The 19,910-nt window shown below is 32.0% G+C and carries 4 protein-coding genes; all 4 read left to right on the top strand.

Annotated features, from left to right (window positions below; translation table 11 throughout):
- Nucleotides 1-8 precede the first annotated feature (8 nt).
- Entirely contained in the window at nucleotides 9-710 is a 702-nt protein-coding gene (locus tag ACSYSW_RS06940) for a 4'-phosphopantetheinyl transferase family protein (RefSeq protein WP_491705752.1), read from the top strand.
- 298 nt (nucleotides 711-1,008) lie between these two features.
- Nucleotides 1,009-9,126 (top strand): amino acid adenylation domain-containing protein, encoded by an 8,118-nt coding sequence (locus ACSYSW_RS06935; RefSeq protein WP_491706233.1) that lies wholly within the window; start codon nucleotides 1,009-1,011, stop codon nucleotides 9,124-9,126.
- A 9-nt stretch (nucleotides 9,127-9,135) separates the two neighbouring features.
- The gene (locus ACSYSW_RS06930) at nucleotides 9,136-13,527 is read left to right on the top strand and encodes an SDR family NAD(P)-dependent oxidoreductase (RefSeq protein WP_491706232.1); all 4,392 of its coding nucleotides are present in this window, start codon (nucleotides 9,136-9,138) and stop codon (nucleotides 13,525-13,527) included.
- Between the two features lie 55 nt (nucleotides 13,528-13,582).
- Nucleotides 13,583-19,828 carry an alpha/beta fold hydrolase gene (locus tag ACSYSW_RS06925; protein ID WP_491705755.1) on the top strand — a complete coding sequence of 2,082 codons (6,246 nt, stop codon included), beginning with the start codon at nucleotides 13,583-13,585 and terminating at the stop codon, nucleotides 19,826-19,828.
- Nucleotides 19,829-19,910 lie beyond the last annotated feature (82 nt).

Raw genomic sequence — 19,910 nt, 5'->3', positions numbered from 1 at the left:
CTGTTTAAATGGCAATCGGAAATTTTTTCTCTGAAGAGATGTTTTTTTGGGATCATAAGATTAACGATGTTATTGTGCATGTTTGTACTTTTACTTCAGAATATTATGATGATAATTTATATGAAAAATATGATATTTTTTTTCCAAAACAAATAATGCTTTCCGTGATAAAGCGAAAAATGGAGTATCTAGCTGGCAGATACTCAGCTAGTGTCGCAATTCAAAAGATATTAATTAAGAAATTTCAAATATTAATTGGAGAAAATAGAGTTCCAATATTCCCTTTTCCGCTTAAAGGCTCTATATCTCATAGTCAAGGCAGTGCATGCTGCGCTGTTACTAAGAGCTCAAATATTATCGGTATAGGCGTTGATATTGAACATATTATTGATAATGAAACTTGTAATCAAATTAGTAAATATATTATTTCTGATTATGAGAATCAATTTTTATTAAATAAACCAATTTCATATAATTGCCTGTTTACTACTATATTTTCTGCTAAAGAAAGTATATTTAAAACTTTATACCCAAAAGTTGGCTTCTATTTTGGTTTTGACTGTGCAATATTGAAACATGTTAATCTAAAAGATAATGTTTTATTATTTGAATTAGATAAAGATCTTTCAAGTGAATTTCAAAGACATAAAGTTATTTATGTCAAATTCTATTATATTCGTGATAAAGTCCTTACTATTACAATCATATAAACTAATTAGAAAAGACCCTGCCTTAAATATTTTTTTCAGAAGAGAGATAGCAATATGGATGTTATTTTTTGTGAAGAAAGTCTCATATTAACCTCTTGTAAATATTAAATTTATGTTATAGAGTGTGAAATTATAGAAGAAAAAATATACAAGAATATAAAAATACTGAAGTAAAGAATAAAAATATAAACGGGTTAATGATATGGTTATTCAAAAATATAACGTTAATCTTTAATTACGATAATTATGTTTTTGTATCATTATCATTGTCTATTCCTTATTATATAAAGTGAATAAAATGATTAAAGAAATAGATCTAGGAACCGAATCAAATGACTATTTTTTAACTTCTATTCCAAAGTTATTTGATAAGATATGTTCCCAAAATCCTGAAAGTCTAGCCATTATATGGTCGGAAAACGGCAAGCAAAGTATAACTTTTAGCAATCTCCGTTCGCTTGTCGGTCAAACTGTCGCCGCCCTTGAGGAAATGAATCTTTCTCAAAATAAAGGGTCTTTTATTGGAGTTCATTGTGACAAAACACCATTTTTAGTTGCCGTTATAATTGCATTATGGCATTTAGAATTAGTATATGTTCCAATAGAGAAAGAGCTGCCAATAGAATATAAAAAACAACTAGTCAAATCGACTAATCTTAGTGCTATTATGTGTGATGGCGATGTATCAAATATATTTACAGATACTAGATTAATTTCCTATGAACAAGTTATTTCATATAATGCACCTGACAATCTGATATTAGATGGTTGTTCATTAAATATCCCCGCCTTTTTGATATATACTTCTGGTTCAACAAGTAAGCCCAAAGGAGTTGTACATAGTCAGAGATCTGTTTTGAATAGACTCGTCTGGATGTTGAATAGCTATCCATTAAATCAAAATGATATTATTTCAGTCGTATCTAGAATAAATGTCATTCCCTCAGTGGGTGATTTGCTTTGCGGCTTATTAACTGGAATAACTACAGTAATGATTCCCTCCTCTTTAATACAGTCCCCTCAAAAAATGCTTGAATTTTTAGCTGATAATAGAATTACACATATAACAACGGTACCTTCTATATTACGAATTCTTATGAATTATCAAAAAACTCAACATCTAGTTAATAATCTCTGTTTAAAAAGAGTGATTGTTTGTGGCGAAATTCTTCGTCGTGCTGATGTTGTTGATTTTTACTCTGTATTCCCAAATTCACTTCTTTTAGAAGATTATGGTTCAACAGAAACTTATACTATCGGCTTTTCCGAACGAACACTAGATTCAAATTCTCCTTCCGGATTTTTGTCTATACCCAACTCAAATATTGAAATCCGAGATGAGAATTTGAATCTAGTGGAAGACAATTCTGAAGGTGAAATTTGTGTTTCAGGTCACTCACTAGCTCTTTATTATTATGATTTACCAAGTGTTACAGCTCAACGTTTTATCGAATTAAAAAATAACACCATTAATGGGCACAGAATCTATCTTACTGGAGATTATGGCTATCGTGATCAACATGATAGATTTATTTTAAATGGAAGGCGAGACAATAAAGTAAAGATTAATGGGCAAGCTGTAGAACTTAGTGCAATAGAAGAAATCATCTTAGAAAATCAATCTGTAAATGAAGTTTGCGTTACATGTAGAGAAACTTCTCGTGGTAGTAAACAAATTATAGCTTGGTATACTGAAAATAATGGACTAACTGTTCCTGAGCATATATTAAAATCAGAGATTAGTTCTAAAGCACCAGCTAGTATGGTTCCTCATAGACTCATTTGTTTAAAAAGTTTACCGAAGTTAATTAACGGAAAAATAGACCGCGTCGACCTTATGAATCGTCCGATTAATGATGGTTCGTTGGAAACTTTAAATACATGCCTGACGATGGAGTCCTCAATCGATCAAATACGACGTACAATTGTAAATGCTGTTCAGTCTATACTACAACGTAAGGTTGGAATTGAAGAGTATAATAATAATTGGGTTAACTTAGGTTTTGACTCAATCACAATTATCGAATTAAAAGAAGCTTTATCGATATGTCAAAAACAACCCTTAGATATTTCAGAATTATATAATCACCCTAATATTTATGCATTATCAGAATCGTTAAGTAAAAAGGATTATATTGTTGAACATACCACGGAAATAAACAAAAATTTAAGTATCGAAGATGATATCGCAGTAATTGGAATGGCCGGCAAATTCCCAGGGGCTGAATCTATTCCAGAATTATGGCAACTGATAATTAACAATCAGACTTCCATTAAAGAGATTCCTCCTGAACGTTGGTCTCTAGAACAGTTTTATGATTCTGACAACTTACAATTAGGTTATTCGTCAAGTAAATGGGGTGGTTTTTTAGACGATCCATTTAGTTTTGAAGCTGAATTATATGGTATAACACCAAATGAAGCGCTTTATATGGATCCTCAACAGCGCCTTTGTCTATCTACTGTAAGACAAGTTATCCAAGATGCAGGATATTGTCGTAATGATTTAAAAGAGAAATCTATAGGTGTGTTTATTGGTGCACGCCAGTCTGAGTACCAGAGTGTATTAAAAGCAAATGAACAATATAAAGGTGCAGCTGCATTTGTTGGTAATGATAATGCTTTTCTTGCTGGTAGAATTTCCTATTTACTAGGTATTCATGGACCTTCTTTTGTATTAGATACTGCATGTTCATCATCGATGGTTGCGATACATATGGCTTGCTCAAGTATTCGTTCTGGAGAATCTCTCATGGCTTTTGCTGGGGGAGTATCGCTAGCACTTGATCCTGATTTTTTCGTAAAATCATCTGATCTTGGAGTATTGTCTCGATCTGGAGAATGCCGGCCTTTTGATAATCAGTCTGATGGTTTTGTAAATGGAGAAGGGGTGGCTTTTATTCTTTTGAAAAAATTATCACAAGCTATTGTAGATAAAGACCAAATATATGGAGTTATAAAGGCAAGTGCAGTTAATCATGATGGATACTCTAACTCAATAACGGCTCCTAATGGGGACTCTCAAGCTAATTTGTATAGAAATATACTAGCAAAGGCTGATATTAAACCAAATACTATTGGTTATGTAGAAGCACATGGTACAGGAACCAAACTAGGGGATCCCATCGAAGCTCAAGCATTACTACAAGTTTTTGGTAATGAACGAAAAGACCAACTTTGTGCCATCGGCTCTTTAAAATCAAATATTGGACATTTAGCTGCTTCCTCTGGAGTGGCTTCGCTTATAAAAGTCTTACATATTGTTAAGTATGGATTAATTCCTCCACAAAGGAACTTTACTGAATTAAACCGCTATATTAATCCAAAATTTTCTAATACCTTTCATATACCAACTAGCCTTCAAACATGGAATCATCCAATTCGCAGAGCCTGTGTTAGTTCTTTTGGCTTGAGCGGGACTAATAGTGCTTGTTTAGTAGAATCATGGGATCCATTACCAATTAAAAGTAATGATGCTATTTCTGCAAATGAATGGCAAATAGTAATCACTGCAAGTAGTATTAAATCTTTAATACATTATTTGACAGCTATTGCAAACTTTTTAAAGCATTCTGATGAATCTATTACGTCTATCGCCTTTACTCTAGCAAATAGAGAAGTAGAGTCTTATGGTTGGGCTTTTTCCGTGTATTCAGTAGAAGACTTCGAAAACTGTTTAAAAATAGCAATTGATAAATCTACAAATATTAATAAAGGAATTAACTTGTTTGAAGAAAGTTCACCTCAACTGAAACTTTTTGCTAAGCAAGTCGAAAATAATGGTAATTCCATCGCGAAAGAGCAATTCAAGGGAACAGATTATCGCAAGATTACGTTACCAATAAGTAGAGATTTTGGGAAAAAATATAAATTTTCTATTCCAGAAAAAAAAATGGAAATAGATTTAAATCTAGACCAACAATATAGGCAAGTTGGAAAGATTAATACTCCAAATATTTTGGAAAAGATATTAGAAATATTTAAAGAAGTAATTGGCATTGAATATGATGACTCTATGTATGAGCAATCATTCTCAAATATTGGACTTGACTCGCTAAAAGCTCTTTCATTACAGAAAACTATTTATCAAGAGTTTGCCATCAAAATTAATGTTTTTGACATTATGAATAATATTAGTTTTGGTAAATTAATAGATCTTATATTAAATAGTGCGAGTAATTGTATTGAAATATCATCGAATGATAATTTGAATACACAAATTCATAAAGGACTCAATAAAAATAGAATTGATTTACCACTTACAGACCTTCAAACTAATAATATAGTCTGTAAATTATCAAGAAAAGGGATTGATGCGATAGGTAGTTGTGTATACTCGGAAATTTTATTTCCAAATATTTCAATAGAATTACTCCAAAATACCTGGAATAAACTGACAAAGTTTCATCCGATGCTCAGAGCCATGATAAAGAGTGACGGAAAACAGACAATATTAAATGAGATTGAAGAGGAAAAGATAAAATATGAGGATTTATTATTAACAGGCGAAGATATTGAACATCATATTGATAAAGTATTCAAATCTATGTTAAGCAACATATCTAAACCTGAACGTTACCCTCTTTATGAAGTCTTTTTATCAAAGATAGATGCTTATAACTATATACTACATCTATGTATAGATTCTTCAATAGTTGATGCTCATAGTGCTAAAATTTTACTTCATCAATTATATATGTTCTATCATGAGGAACATTATAACCCTGTTGTACCTAAGTTTAGTTTTGCCGAATTTCTTGATTATCAGGTTAAACTTGAGACAACTAAAGAATATAAAGACTCATTATCATATTGGGCTATTAAATTAAGTGGCGACTGGGAACCTGCATATTTACCTAGAATAAATCAGCCTAGAGATCTTATAACAAAAGAAGAACAGCAACTCGTTACTGAGAATACAAAAACAGAGGCTGAAGCGGTACCATTTATCAGATTACATATGCATTTACCGGTAAAAATATCTGAAAAGATGAAACTTATTTTTAAACGTCTATCTATTACTACTTCCTGTGGGTTATTTGCAGTTTTTCTTGACTGGCTTTCTATTTATCAAAAGAAAAATTCTTTTGCTCTAGTAATGACATTAAAAAATCGCCCTCCGATTCATCCAGATATTGATCTTGTTGTGGGGCCTTTTTCCTCTAGTATGATATATATTGCTGATGTGAGAAAAAACGAGTCTTTTTCTAATTTTGCTCAGAATATTCAAAAAAACTTCTATCATGACCTTGAACATAGCCAGGTAAGTAGCGTTAAAGCTATGCGTATAAATGCGATAAATAAGAAAATATCGATTGTCTATTCTGGATTTCAACATATTCATAATGAGTCAAGTTTCTCTAATTATATAAATGAAGAGCAAGGAATAGCTAGCGGAGTAAATCTACACTGTAAAATTATTGAAGAACAGGAGCTAATTTCACTATGTTGGGACATAGATCAACGTTTTCTCCCAAAAGATGAAGCAAGTAAACTAATGGAAGAATTTGTTAACCATTTTGAGTTAATTATTAAAAATGAAATAGATAAAAACAACGAACAGATAAATTATTTAAACTTTGACGGCAATTTAGATAAGCAGGTCAAGACTGCACCGTTAACTTTTTTGATGCAGTCCTATCTCACTCAAAATCATATGAACCCAAATAATATAGATTCATATGTTGTTCGGGGTTATAAAGTTAATGAATTAAATAAGAATAAGCTTATTAATATTTTAAATGAATTAGAAACAAAACATAGTGTCCTAAAAACAGTAATTAACTTTAGGGGGCAGTCATATTTTGAACAGTCTTCTGTAGATTATCCTTTACTCTATATTAACTGGGCTAATGTTTATCCAGAAAATATTGACGCAGCATTTCAAGAGTCTGAACGCCGACTGATATTTGAAATGCTAAAAAATCGAAATCAATGGCCTGGATATTTTATTGCATTAATGGAATATGATGGATGCTATTTTCTTCAATTTCTATTTAAGAGTTTATATTTTGATGGTTTTTCAATAATAAAGTTTTCTGATGAAGTTATTACTAAATATAATTTGTCTTCAATAGACGAACAACAAAGCGAATTATCATTCACAGCATCATTAGACTATGCAACTCTGCAACAGAGTATGAGTAAAAATAGTATTGGTAAGGTTGCAGAAAAATATTGGTCCAATAAGTTGGATAATATATTTTCAGAGATTCCTATTTATTCACCAAGTAAAATAAACTCAACAAATACGTTAAGACATAAGATTGATGGTCTAGATAAGTTAATTACCCTTTCTAATCAACAGCAAGTGGGTCTAGATGCAATTATTATTCACTTTTTTCGAGCAGCCCTGCCACAAAAAATTCAGAACCAGCCAATATTAATTGTGGAATATATACATCGCAGGCTAAAGCCTGGTTGGGCTAATTCTTTAGGTGACTTTAGCTCATTTGCTGTTTTATCTAGTGACTCAAGTACATTCAATCAAATACAAAACTCACTGGATTATGATCGGGCAAATAGTTTTTTTAATTTATTTTCTATTATGTCAAAAAAACATAATCTAGCATTTTCATTTGTATTTACAAATGCTTTAGATGCAAATCAAATAACAACAGCAAATAACTGTGTTTATTGTAACTCAAATACACATGGTGTAATGATTGATTGTTTCGTTTACCGTCAAGACAATACCTTATGCATAGAATTGACATATGCTCTAAACGAAGTTTTTGGACCGCTTATACCTGTGATGTTCGAAAAATTTAAAGAACTGCTTGAGGATGAAATCAGTAAAGGCTCTGAAAAACGGCTCTATAATAATGTTATAGATCCTTTCGAACTACAGATCAAATTAAATCAAACTAAAGTCGATTTTAATCAAGAAGATACTATGGTTAGCTTATTTGATAAAGCTGTTCAAAATAATAGCCTAAATATTGCAACAATAGAAGAAAGTCTAGCTTTTACTTATCGTCAATTACAGTTTCTTAGCTGTCATTATGCTAAATATTTAAATGAAAAATACCATATATCAAATGGTGATGTGGTTGCAGTAAAAATGGAGAGAAATACTCAGCTATTGGCTATTTTGTACGGTATTTTAAGGCTTGGTGCAATATTTGTACCGCTAAATGAAAATGATCCAGTTGATAGACAAGAAAAAATGTTAAAACGCTCAAAATCTATTTTATTGATAGGGGATCACCAATTGATTGATTCATTTAATTCCTCAGATATTGCAAAACTATATACTGAATCATTTTTAAAATGGGATGACCTTGATTCGGATTTTGAAATTATTGACTATTCTAAATCAAATACCTTAGCTTATATTATTTTTACTAGTGGTAGCACTGGTGAACCTAAAGGGGTTATGGTTAAACATCGTCCTGTCATTAATTTAATTGAATGGATGAAACAGCAATACCATTTTAACCATTCAGATCGTGTTTTATGGGTAAATTCAATAGCTTTTGATTTATCAATATTTGATATATTTGGATTTTTTTCATATGGTGCTAGTGTTCGCATACTGTCTAGTCAGGATAAAAAGGATGCTTTAGCAATTAAAAACATCTTATACAATGAACCTATTACTTTTTGGAATTCGGCCCCAGCATATTTTCAAATGATAGCTCCATTTTTAATGAAACCCGACGTAATTAAAAAATTAAGTTTAAGGTTAATATTTTTTAGTGGCGACTGGATACCCATAAGCCTTTCAAGTCAGATCTTAGAATATTTGCCCAATACTCAATTAGTTTCTTTAGGTGGAGCTACCGAAGCGACAGTATGGTCAAACTATTTTAATGTGACGTATATAGATGCAAATTGGAATAGTATTCCTTATGGAAAACCAATTCAAAATGCACGTTACTATATTCTCAATGATGAAAAAAAACCATGTAATATAAATGAGGTTGGAGGACTCTTTATTTCTGGTGACTGCCTTAGTGAAGGCTATGTTAATGCTGAAGATTTAACTTCTAAATCATTTATATCAGATCCATTTCAAAATGATAGTCATATAAGAATGTATGATACCGGAGATAAAGCTCGTTTTTTACCTGATGGTAATATTGAATTTATGGGAAGATCAGATAATCAGGTAAAAATTCGAGGTTATCGAGTCGAATTAAGTGAAATTGAATCAGTAATGTCTTCTATTGGTTTCATTGACCCCATTGTATTAATAGATAAATCAAATTTGTCATCTCCAGTATTAGTTGGATTTTTCTTAGCGCCTCTTGAAACGGATTCATTTCTTTTATCTAAGTATAAAAATATTCTTAAGCAAAGTCTTCCGAATTACATGATTCCTGATCAGTTTGTTTCTGTCTTAGAGTATCCCATAACCGAAAACGGAAAAATAGATAGAAAAGAATTACTCTTATCTTTAAAGAACATTTAAGGAATATACATGAGTGACATTAAAACAGTAAATAAAAAACAGTATAATGAAATAAAGTTAAATATTCGTAATGCTATATCAGAAATTGCCAATATTTCTCGAGATACAATTGACGACGATATAGGTTTAGGGCAATTAGGGTTTAATTCTCTCCATTATACTATTTTAAGCGCACAATTAGGTGATATGTTTAATAGAGAAATTAGCCCCGTTTTATTATTTGAGTTGCCAACGCTCAACCATTTAGTTGATTTTGCTATAAAGGAATTGGATAAATCTGATTCGATATCATTGGATAAAATTGAGTCTGAGTCTGAATCATGTTCCCTTAATGAAACATCTAGTCCTGGTAAAATGATGTTAAAAGATGACATCTATAAGGGCTCTTTAGCCATTATTGGAACTCACTGTCGTATGCCTAAAGCTAATAATTTAGATCTATTTTGGCAAAATATAAAAGATGGTCGCGACTGCATTGATAAAATACCCACGTCTCGTTGGAGTTGGGAGCAAATATATGGTCATAATGGTAACACATCTAAAGCTAACGAAGGTGGGTTTATCGATGATATTTATGAGTTTGATGCAGCCTTTTTTAAGCTATCTCCTAGAGAAGCAGAACTTATGGATCCGAAACAGAGACTACTGCTACAAGGTGTATGGCATACATTAGAAGACTCTGGTTATAAACCGTCTGATCTTAAAGGGGAAAATATTGGGGTATTTATTGGTTCTACTGGCGATGAATATAATAATCTATTAATTCAGGGGAAGCATATAGTCGATGGCTTTACCTTAACAGGATCGGGACGTTCGTTTATTAGTAATAGGATTAATTATGTTTTTGACTGGAGTGGTCCTAGTGAAACTATAGATACTACTTGCTCAAGTTCTTTAGTTGCTCTTCATAATGCACAAAGAGCAATTAGTAATGGCGATTGCTCAATGGCTATTGTTGGTGGAATTAATTTACTAATGGATCCTTATACCCAGATAAGTTTATCTAAAGTAAATGTGTTAGCCAACGATTGTCGTTGTAAAACATTTGACTCAAGGGCAAATGGATACGTTAGAAGTGAAGGACTAGGTCTTATATTAGTTAAACCATATAGTAAAGCTGTCGAGGATAATGATCATATTTATGCGATTATTCGCGGTTCGTCTGTTAATCATGGCGGACATTCGTCGTCTTTAACTGCTCCCAATGCAAAAGCTCAATCAAATTTAATTCAAAAAGCCTACAAAGACTATAAAGTTGATATTGATGGTCTTGGTTACTGTGAGGCTCATGGCACAGGAACCCAGCTAGGAGATCCCATTGAAATTGAAGGATTAAAAAGCGCGATATCATCATTAGCAATTGAGCAAGGGGGTATACAATTAATGCCTGACAGTATTTCTGTTGGTTCAGTTAAAACGAGTATTGGTCACTGTGAAGCTGCTGCAGGTATTGCCGGTATATTAAAAGTTACTATGTGTTTAAAAGAACGATTAATTCCACCTATAGTTCACTTAGAAACTGTAAATAGCAAAATTAATTTAGAAAATAGTCCGTTATATTTATCTAAAAAATTACAATCATGGAGCAGTTCATCTTTTAAAGATATTACTAGAAAAGCAGCTATTAGCTCATTTGGCTTTGGTGGTGTTAATGCACATGTAATAGTTGAAGAATATAAAGAGTTTCCCGCAAAAGTTATAGCGAAGACTCTATTTTTACCTGTTTCTGCTAAAAGCGAAGAACAATTATTTGAATATGTAAGATTAATTAAAGACTCGGTTGAAAAAATAGATGAAAATGAACTTGCTAATTTACTTTATACTTTTCAAATAGGTCGAGAACAATTCAATAAAAAAGTTGTTTTTCTAGCGACTAAAAAGCAACAGTTAATTCAAGCCCTACATAGTTTTTATAATAAAGACAAATCCTTTTTAATAAATGAAAAAATAAGTGATGGTGAGTATTCTTTATATGGTGAGAAACAGTGTTTCGAACAAAAAGGAGTAATCAATATTGTAAAGGGCTGGTTAGACAAAATAGAAACAATAGAATTAGCAGATCTATATGAGGGTAGCCCTAAAAGAATTCCAGCTATAGTGTATCCATTCGCGAAAAATACTTTTCTTCCTAAGGTATTGTTGGAGTCTCATTATAATAAAATCCGTTACTGCTTATATCAGTTAGAACAGAATAAATTCCAACTTATAATATCCTCTAAACATAGGTATGTCCGTGATCATGTTATTAATAATCAAAAAGTCTTACCATCAGCAGCCTATATTTCTTTTATAGAAGACATCGCTTATAACCATTTAGGACTCCGTGGAATAATAAGCATTTGTAATATTGTGTGGTATAAACCAATCTTGTTTCTCTCTGATTTCCCTGTTGAAATCAATATTGAAATTGAAAAAACAAATAATGATAGTAAAAGTATCTTTTTTTATACTTTTCAAGATGATATAAAAATCAAGAATTGTAGCGCCGACATTAAATGTTGCCCGGACACTATATCATCGGAAAAACTGTCAGATGGAACGAAAGAATTTGATAGTTCTATGTCTGATATTGATATTTACACTAAATTTAGTGAGATGGGTATTAGATTCGGTGAAAGTTTAAAAATCATTAACCAAATCTGGTTTTCTGAAAATGAAGCGTTAAGCCAGATTAAAGGAAAAGAAGAGGTAACGATAGATGAGTCAAGTATTGATCTAAAAATTGCAGCTATTGATTCAGTTCTCCAAACGTCGATTCTACATCAGTGCTATGTTTTGCCGCAACAGCTATGTATTCCTTTTTCAATCGACAAGATACTTATAAATGGACCCGTCGAAAAAACTATGTATGCACGGGTATTTCGGATAAATAGCCAAGCTAATGAATTAGCAAAATACCATATTTTAGCATTTAATAAGTCAGGGACTGTACTTATGGAAATAAATGGGTGTATAGGACTTGCTATACGACCAGAGAAAGCAGAAGATCACCATATAGAGCCACAGCAAGCGACAAAATTTGTTGAAACATGGAAAAAAGTCGAATTAGAAACAGATAATACTATCTATTTGAATCACCAGTGTCTTGGATTTGGAGCCGACGATAAAGAAGAGAGGTTTGCTTTAATGCTAGATGCTCCATTTATAAATATTTTAAATGATGATAATCCTGGTAGTTTAATAAATACCTCAAGCATTACAAATATACATGAAGATGCTAAGAAAATTGATGTATTAAATATTGTTGTGAATGCAAATCGCTTTACATTAGAGCAAGCACTTCATTGGCAAAAACGAGTTTATTTTTGGACTCAAAAATGGATTAAGTCTAAAGTAAAACAAAAGGTTTCATTGAATATTATTATAATGTATGAAAAAGAGAATGAAGCATCATCGTTATTGAAAGCAATAGATGCTTTTGGGAGAGCAGTTTCGCATGAGTGCCCTCTGATTTCAGTAAAAACTATTATAATACATTCTGATAAAAACATTGATCTTGATACGATTTCTTCAGATATAAAAAGAAAAATAGCGTTAATCTCCTGTCAAACAGTATCAACTTCTTTCAAGATTCATCTAGATAGTCAGGCAATTTATACATTAACCTTGAAAAATGCTGGTGATATAGGAAGTAAAAATAATGACTGGAAGATCGATCCATCAAAAGTCTACTTAATTACAGGAGGAATGGGAAGAGTTGGTAGATTTATTGCCACTTACATATCAAATTTAGGTGCTAAAGTAGTATTAATGGGTACTTCTTCATTAGATGAATTATCTTTTGAAAAAAGGCAGTTACTTTCTGATAAATCAAAAAATTGGGAATATAAACCGATAAATGTGACAAATAAGGAGTCGGTTTTTAACATAGTTTCCGACGCCCGGAACAAATATGGATCTATTGGAGGAGTAATCCATTGCGCAGGTATGCCACCTAACTCTCTTATGATTAATAAAAAAGAAGAAGACTATGAGCGTATTGTTCGAGGCAAAATTCTGGGTGCTTATTACTTTGATGAAGCCACGAAATTGGATAACCTCGACTTTTTTTTAGTTTCTTCATCATTAGTTTCTATTACGGGCCATGTAGGATGCACTGACTATGCCTTTGCTAACCGAGTATTGGAGCGTTTTACTGAGTATCGATCATCACTTGTGGAACAAGGGCTCCGATCTGGAAGGAATATATGTATAGCTTGGCCAGCTTGGAAAGATGGTATGAACATTTCTCAAAAAGAGTTAGCGTTTATTGAGACAAAAGGATTTATTCCATTAGAAGATGATACTGCATTAAATATTCTAAAAAGTGTCACAGAAAACGCTAATCTAGAAATAGATTTCTTAGCTTGCGGTAATAAGCTTGTATATGAAAAATTTTTGAATTCCTTGTATATTTTTTAAATATAGTAAACTGAATATAAACAATTTTTCCTAAATAAATGATGGTGACTTTATAATGAATATTAAAAACTTTACATTTGAATTGATTAAAAAAGTAATTAGTAATGAAACAATGATCGATCCATCGCTATTAAAAGAAAATGTCGCTTTTGATGAATATGGTATTGATTCGGTTATGAGCGTATCAATTATTAGAGTATTAGAAAATACTTTTGGGGAATTAAGTAAATCGTTATTATTTGAGTTTCCAACTATAGCAGAATTAGTAGAATATATATTAGGTGAATATGCAGATATTTTAACCGAAAAAATGCAAAAGCAAAATACGTCTCTTCATCATGTCCCTCATTCTGAGCTACAGGGTGATTTTAGAGCTAAAGAAGACTCTACGTCGCAGCTTAAGGATATAAATCATAATTCTCATATTATACCTAAACAAGAGCCAACTATCACTCATTTAAATACCGATAACAAAATTATCCCTCCAGTTTTTGATACTAGTCCTTCAATTGTATCTAAATCAAGAAGTGAGCAAATTAACTCTATTGATGAAACCCCAATTGAAAGCCAAACAACAGTGGCACACGATGACCCAAGTTATTCTAAAAACGATGTGGCAATAATTGGTATCGCAGGTCGTTTTCCTCAAGCAGATGATATAGAGACTTTTTGGCAAAACTTAGTTAATGCCAAAGACTGTATTACTACTGTTCCAGAACGGTTATGGAAATGGCAGGATTATTGGGACGAAAAAAAAGGAATGGCAGGGAAGTCCTACCTTAAATGGGGCGGATTCTTAAGTGATCATCGTACTTTTGATCCTTTGTTCTTTGGTATGAGTAAACTTGAGGCAGAATCATTAGATCCTCAAGAAAGACTTTTTCTCGAAACCGTATACCATACATTTGAAGATGCTGGGTATAATCAGAAAAAACTAGCTAACTATAAAGTTGGACTATATGTGAGTGTTATGTGGGGACTTTATCATCTCTATGGTGCAATGGATGCATCTACCGGATCGTCATATGCCTCGATTGCCAATAGAGCATCTTATTTTTTTAATCTAAAAGGTCCAAGTATACCGTTAGATACTATGTGCTCAGGATCAATGACAACAGTTCATCTTGCTTGTGAAAGCATTCGTTCTGGTGAAATAGATATGGCTATTGCTGGTGGCGTAAATTTAACAACTCACCCAAATAAATATTTTGTTTTATCTAAAACGGGTTTTGCTTCATCGCATGGTCGTTGTAAAAGCTTTAGTGCTGATGGAGATGGTTATGTACCTTCAGAAGGTGTTGGAGCAATACTGCTTAAATCCATGAGTCAGGCTATAAAGGATAACGACCACATATATGGTGTGATTAAAGCGACAAGCATAAATCATGGCGGAAAGGTTAATGGATTTACCGTACCTAGTGCTAAATCTCAAGCTGAATTAATGACTTCAGCATTAGAAAGATTTAACATTGATCCTTCGACAATTTCATATGTCGAAGCTCACGCCCCAGGGACGGCTCTTGGTGACCCTATTGAAATCAGGGGAATGATGATGGTCTTTGATAAATATACTAATGACAAGCAGTTTTGTTCAATTGGTTCAGTTAAATCAAATATTGGACATCTAGAATCTGCGGCTTCATTTGCTAGCATAGCTAAGGTTATCAAGCAACTAGAAGAAAAAACTCTAGTTCCATCAATACATTTAGAAAATGAAAACAAAAATATTCAGTTTGATAAAACCCCGTTTTTTCTACAAAAAAGTCTAGGTCCATGGAAACAGCAATTAATAAATGATAATGGTTATTTTAAAGCATTACCAAGAAGAGCTGCAATAAATTCATTTGGTGCAGGCGGCTCAAATGCACATATGATTATTGAAGAATATATTTCACCAACTATTGAGACTAACATCAGTGACGAATATATATTTCCAATATCAGCTCGTGATGATACCTCTCTTAATAATTTAATAAATAGTTATTCAAATTTTGTTGATGAGTTATTGCGTATACGTGAAAAGATAGAAGAGACTCCAATTGTTGAGACGATTATGAATTCTTTAAATGAGGTAACGTCTATCAGTACTTCTTTACTCAGCAATAACGATTTATTAACAGATTTATTAACGATGGAGGAAAGCACGTCTGATTTAATTGTCGCATTATCTAAAAATTGTAATATTTTTATAACTGAACAAGAGATTAGTCAGTGTAAAACTGTTTTTGATTTAAAAAATATTGTAATACCAAAAAAATATAAAAAATATATAGCCGAAGGAAATGCTGAGCGTTTATATCTTAGCTCAATGGCTTATACGATGCAGACAGGAAGAGAACATCTTTCTTGTAGAGTCGCTATAACAGCAAATAGCTTATCAGAGTTTCAATCAGTATTAAAGGACGCATTATCAGAAAAACAAAATACAAAAATTTTTACGGGTAATCTTAAAACTAATCCTGCAATAACTCCACAAGTTGGAGAAAAAGATAAAACATTTATTAAACAGCTGATAGCGCAAAAAAATCATATAAGGGTAGCTGAACTCTGGTGTAAAGGTGTCGATATCGATTGGGATACATTCTATGGAAAAGAAAAGCCTATAACTGTTTCATTACCCCTATATCCTTTTGCTAAAATAATTTGTTGGGCTCCAACAGCGGTTTTACCCAATATTAAGGATATTGATTCCTCACCTATCATAGAAACCGAAAAAAGTATTTCAAACGTTGATTCAAATAAAAACGAAGCAAATGATTTATATTTTTTATCAAGCTCAGGGCTAAAAAAAAGTTTTCTCCTTGGAAGATTAATTCAAAATTCTTATGAACATTTGACTAAAGGATCTTTTCATATAAATGATATATCTTTACCAGCTAAATTGATTGATTTATCTTCAATTACCGTTGATGCTATACAAGACTCGACGGCAATGAAAATAAGTCTTTTTTACTCTGATAATGAAGCGCCTATTGCTAGTGGATATGTAACAGCATCAGATCTAATAAAAAGTGAATTTGTTAGTAATAATGCTCACTTTTTATTACAAAAAAATACAGCTATAAATAATAAAAAGAAACTAGATCTACTTGGTTTAGAAGGTATTTTTATGACAGAAAATACCATTGTAGCCAGCTATATAGAGATACCCAAAGTTTCAGCTCCAATTATAGCTATATCAATTTTACATCAGCTGTTAGCCGACTTTATCGGTGTTAAAGATGAAGATATAAGCGATATATTTAATAACGATATACTCCTATTAGATCGCATATCGGAAGATGGATGGATTGTGTTAGATAGAAATGAAAATGGAAGTGTTGATGCGATTATTTTCAATAATAAAAAACAACCTTCACTCTACTTCTCAAGTAATACTAATAATATATTTCCGAGGGAAAATACTAGTTATCGGTTTTTTAGTCCAAAATTCGGAGTAGCAAATATAATAAATACAGAAAGCATCGATAGAAATAATATTGAATGTTTGGTCCTTTTACCTAATAAAGAAGATTTAAATATTGAAAAACTAGTAAACGCTTGTCACTTTAAAAATGTTTACACTGTATTTTATGACGTTAATTGTGAAGCAAAAAATATAGATGCTACCCATTGGGTAGAAAACATAAGTCAATTAAATTTTATAGAGCAAATTTTAAAAGAAAATAAAAACATTAATCAAATCATGTTTTTTGGTGACTCGTTTTGTCAAAATGATATGAGTATTGATCCCGTACAAGAAGTCACCTTTTTTCATAAACTAATGAAGTGTCTCCTAAATATTAAAGATAATAATGACAACAATGATAACAAATTTAGGATATATGTGTTTACTCGCTTTTGTGAAGCAGTTAGGGATGTTGATGAAATATCTACTTTAGCTGGCGGGTTGTCGGGGTATTTGAGGAGTTTTGCAAGAGAATACCCTAAAATTAATATTAAGTTAACTGATGTAGACTGGCTTAGTTCTGTCCCTGATAATTCTTTAGCTATTCTTTATGGACAATTAAACAGCAGTTATGAAATGGAACATTTTATCAGACGTGATGAATTGCTAACTCGTCAAATAGTTGAGTATATTCCTGAGCAAAAAAATCACTATCAAGAGGTGTTCAAAAAAAATGGAGTTTATTTATTAATTGGAGGGGGAGGAACGGTTGGATATCAACTCAGTAAATATTTAGCATCAAGTCAACAGGCAAAAATTGTCTGGATAAACCGATCACCACTAAATGAGTCTCGCAAAGAGAAAATAGCGTTTATAAACCAATTAGGAGGTGAGTGTCTCTATTATTCCCTTAATATTCAAGATATAACAAAATTGACAGAAACTGTAGAGGATATTGAGCATAGATTTGGTAAGATAAATGGAGTATTACATCTGGCAATGGATAAAGAAATTTGTCGAATAAATAATTTGTCTGATTCAAAATTAAGTCAGGCTATTTCTTCAAAAATAACAGGTACTGAAAACCTCTCAACTCTATTTAAAAATAGACAACCAGACTTCATTATTTTATTTTCATCTGCCGAAGCGTATGTCGGTAGCATTGGATGGAGTTCATACACCTCGGGATGTTCATATCAAAATCAGATTTCAAAATCTATTTCACAGAAAGGAATTACTGCTTATTCTATTAATTGGGGGTTTTGGGAAGGTATAGATGATAATGCATCAAAAATGTTAAAAAATAAAGGAATAGGATTTATTAATATTAATGAGGGTATTAGGATTATTGAATATGTTATTAGTAATAAGTGCCATCAATTAATTGCGCTCAAAGCAGAAGACAATGTTATAAATCAAATGGGATTTAAAAAGACGATAAAAAATGAAACGGCTATTTTAGTATCAGACAAAACTGAGAAAGGAGTAGCTAACCAAATGGAACAACATGCAGTTATGTCTACTATACAGACAGCATCATTAGAAAAAAATGATTTAATTACTACTTCCGATCTCAGTATTGAGAATTTACAAGCTAAATTAGTTAGTCTATTTTCTGAAGTCTTAAAAATTGATGAGAGTGACATCGGAGCAAATGATGACATGTTAGTTTTTGGCGTTGATTCATTGATTTTGTTAAGTATTCATAAGGCACTTGAGGAACGAGCTGGTCAAATTAGTATTAATGTTTTATTAGATAACCAAACTATCAATGATGTAGCTATATCCATGTTTAATGAATATAGCGAGCAAGCTATATCATTTCTAAATAATGCAACATCTCTAGGAATAAAATCAGTTCAAAATATTGTCTCTAACCTAAAAGATACTTTAGAGCAAGAAGAACCTTCTTTTAAAGAAAAGTCGAAAGTGGTTGAATTTAATGAACCCGAAAAACTAGAAATACTAAGAACAATGGATTTAAATGAAGGAGAAAAATTTTTAAAGGAATATTACCAATATTATAAAAGTAAGACATTAATTCCTTCTTTACAAAAAAATTCAATAAATAAATTTGATCCTACAGAATGTATCATGCATGGTTTAGTCGATACAGACTACGGGAAAATGGAAGTGGTAATTAGCGGACAAGGAATCCCTGTGATACTAATGCCTGCGGTTGCATTGACGGCACCCACGTGGCTTTATTTATTAAATTCGTCATTACGTACAAAATATCAATTCATCGTAATAAACCCACCCGGCTATGGTTTAAGTGATCCTGTATCTGACTGTAATACTAAGGGTATTGCAACAGCAGTTATGCGAACAATTGATGCCTTAGAAATTAAGAGACCATTTCATCTAGTTGGTTCCTGTTTAGGGTGTATTGCATCGATGTACATAGCTAAACAATATCCAGAAAGAGTGTCATCTTTAACGCTCATTGGTGCATTCTATGATACGTCGGATCTTAATATTACAGATTCAAATAACTTATCGGGTGATCAATTTGAACAGTTAGCAAATTCTTCTACTGAATTACTAAGAGAAGACTTTAACGCTATTATTAATAATTTTAGTGAACAAGACCAATGGCAAGCAGATATAATAAAAGAACGTTGTGAACTCTTATTAAATTCTCAATGCGTTAATTTTCTTGTCGCCTTGAGATATTTACATGAGGTGACAAATATGTCTATTCTACCGTGGCTACCTGAATTGAATATCCCTACCCATTGCATTTATGGTGATGTAGATAGAATTATATCTCCTCGCCATTCAAAAGAAATTAGTGATGGAGTAAAAAGGTCTCAGCTAAGCTTGATACCGGGTGCGGCCCATTTCCCATATTTAACACATGAAAAATTATTTATCCCTATTTTTGAAAAATTTATTGACGATCATGAATAAATCGTAAAAACAAAGCTAGTGGCTTTATTACTTATATTAATTTTGCCACATTTTCTTTAGATGGCTCTCTAGCAAGGCTGTT

Source organism: Gilliamella sp. ESL1225 (assembly GCF_058502635.1).
Note: the sequence above shows the minus strand (reverse complement) of the source record. Positions and strands in the feature narration are given on the sequence as shown.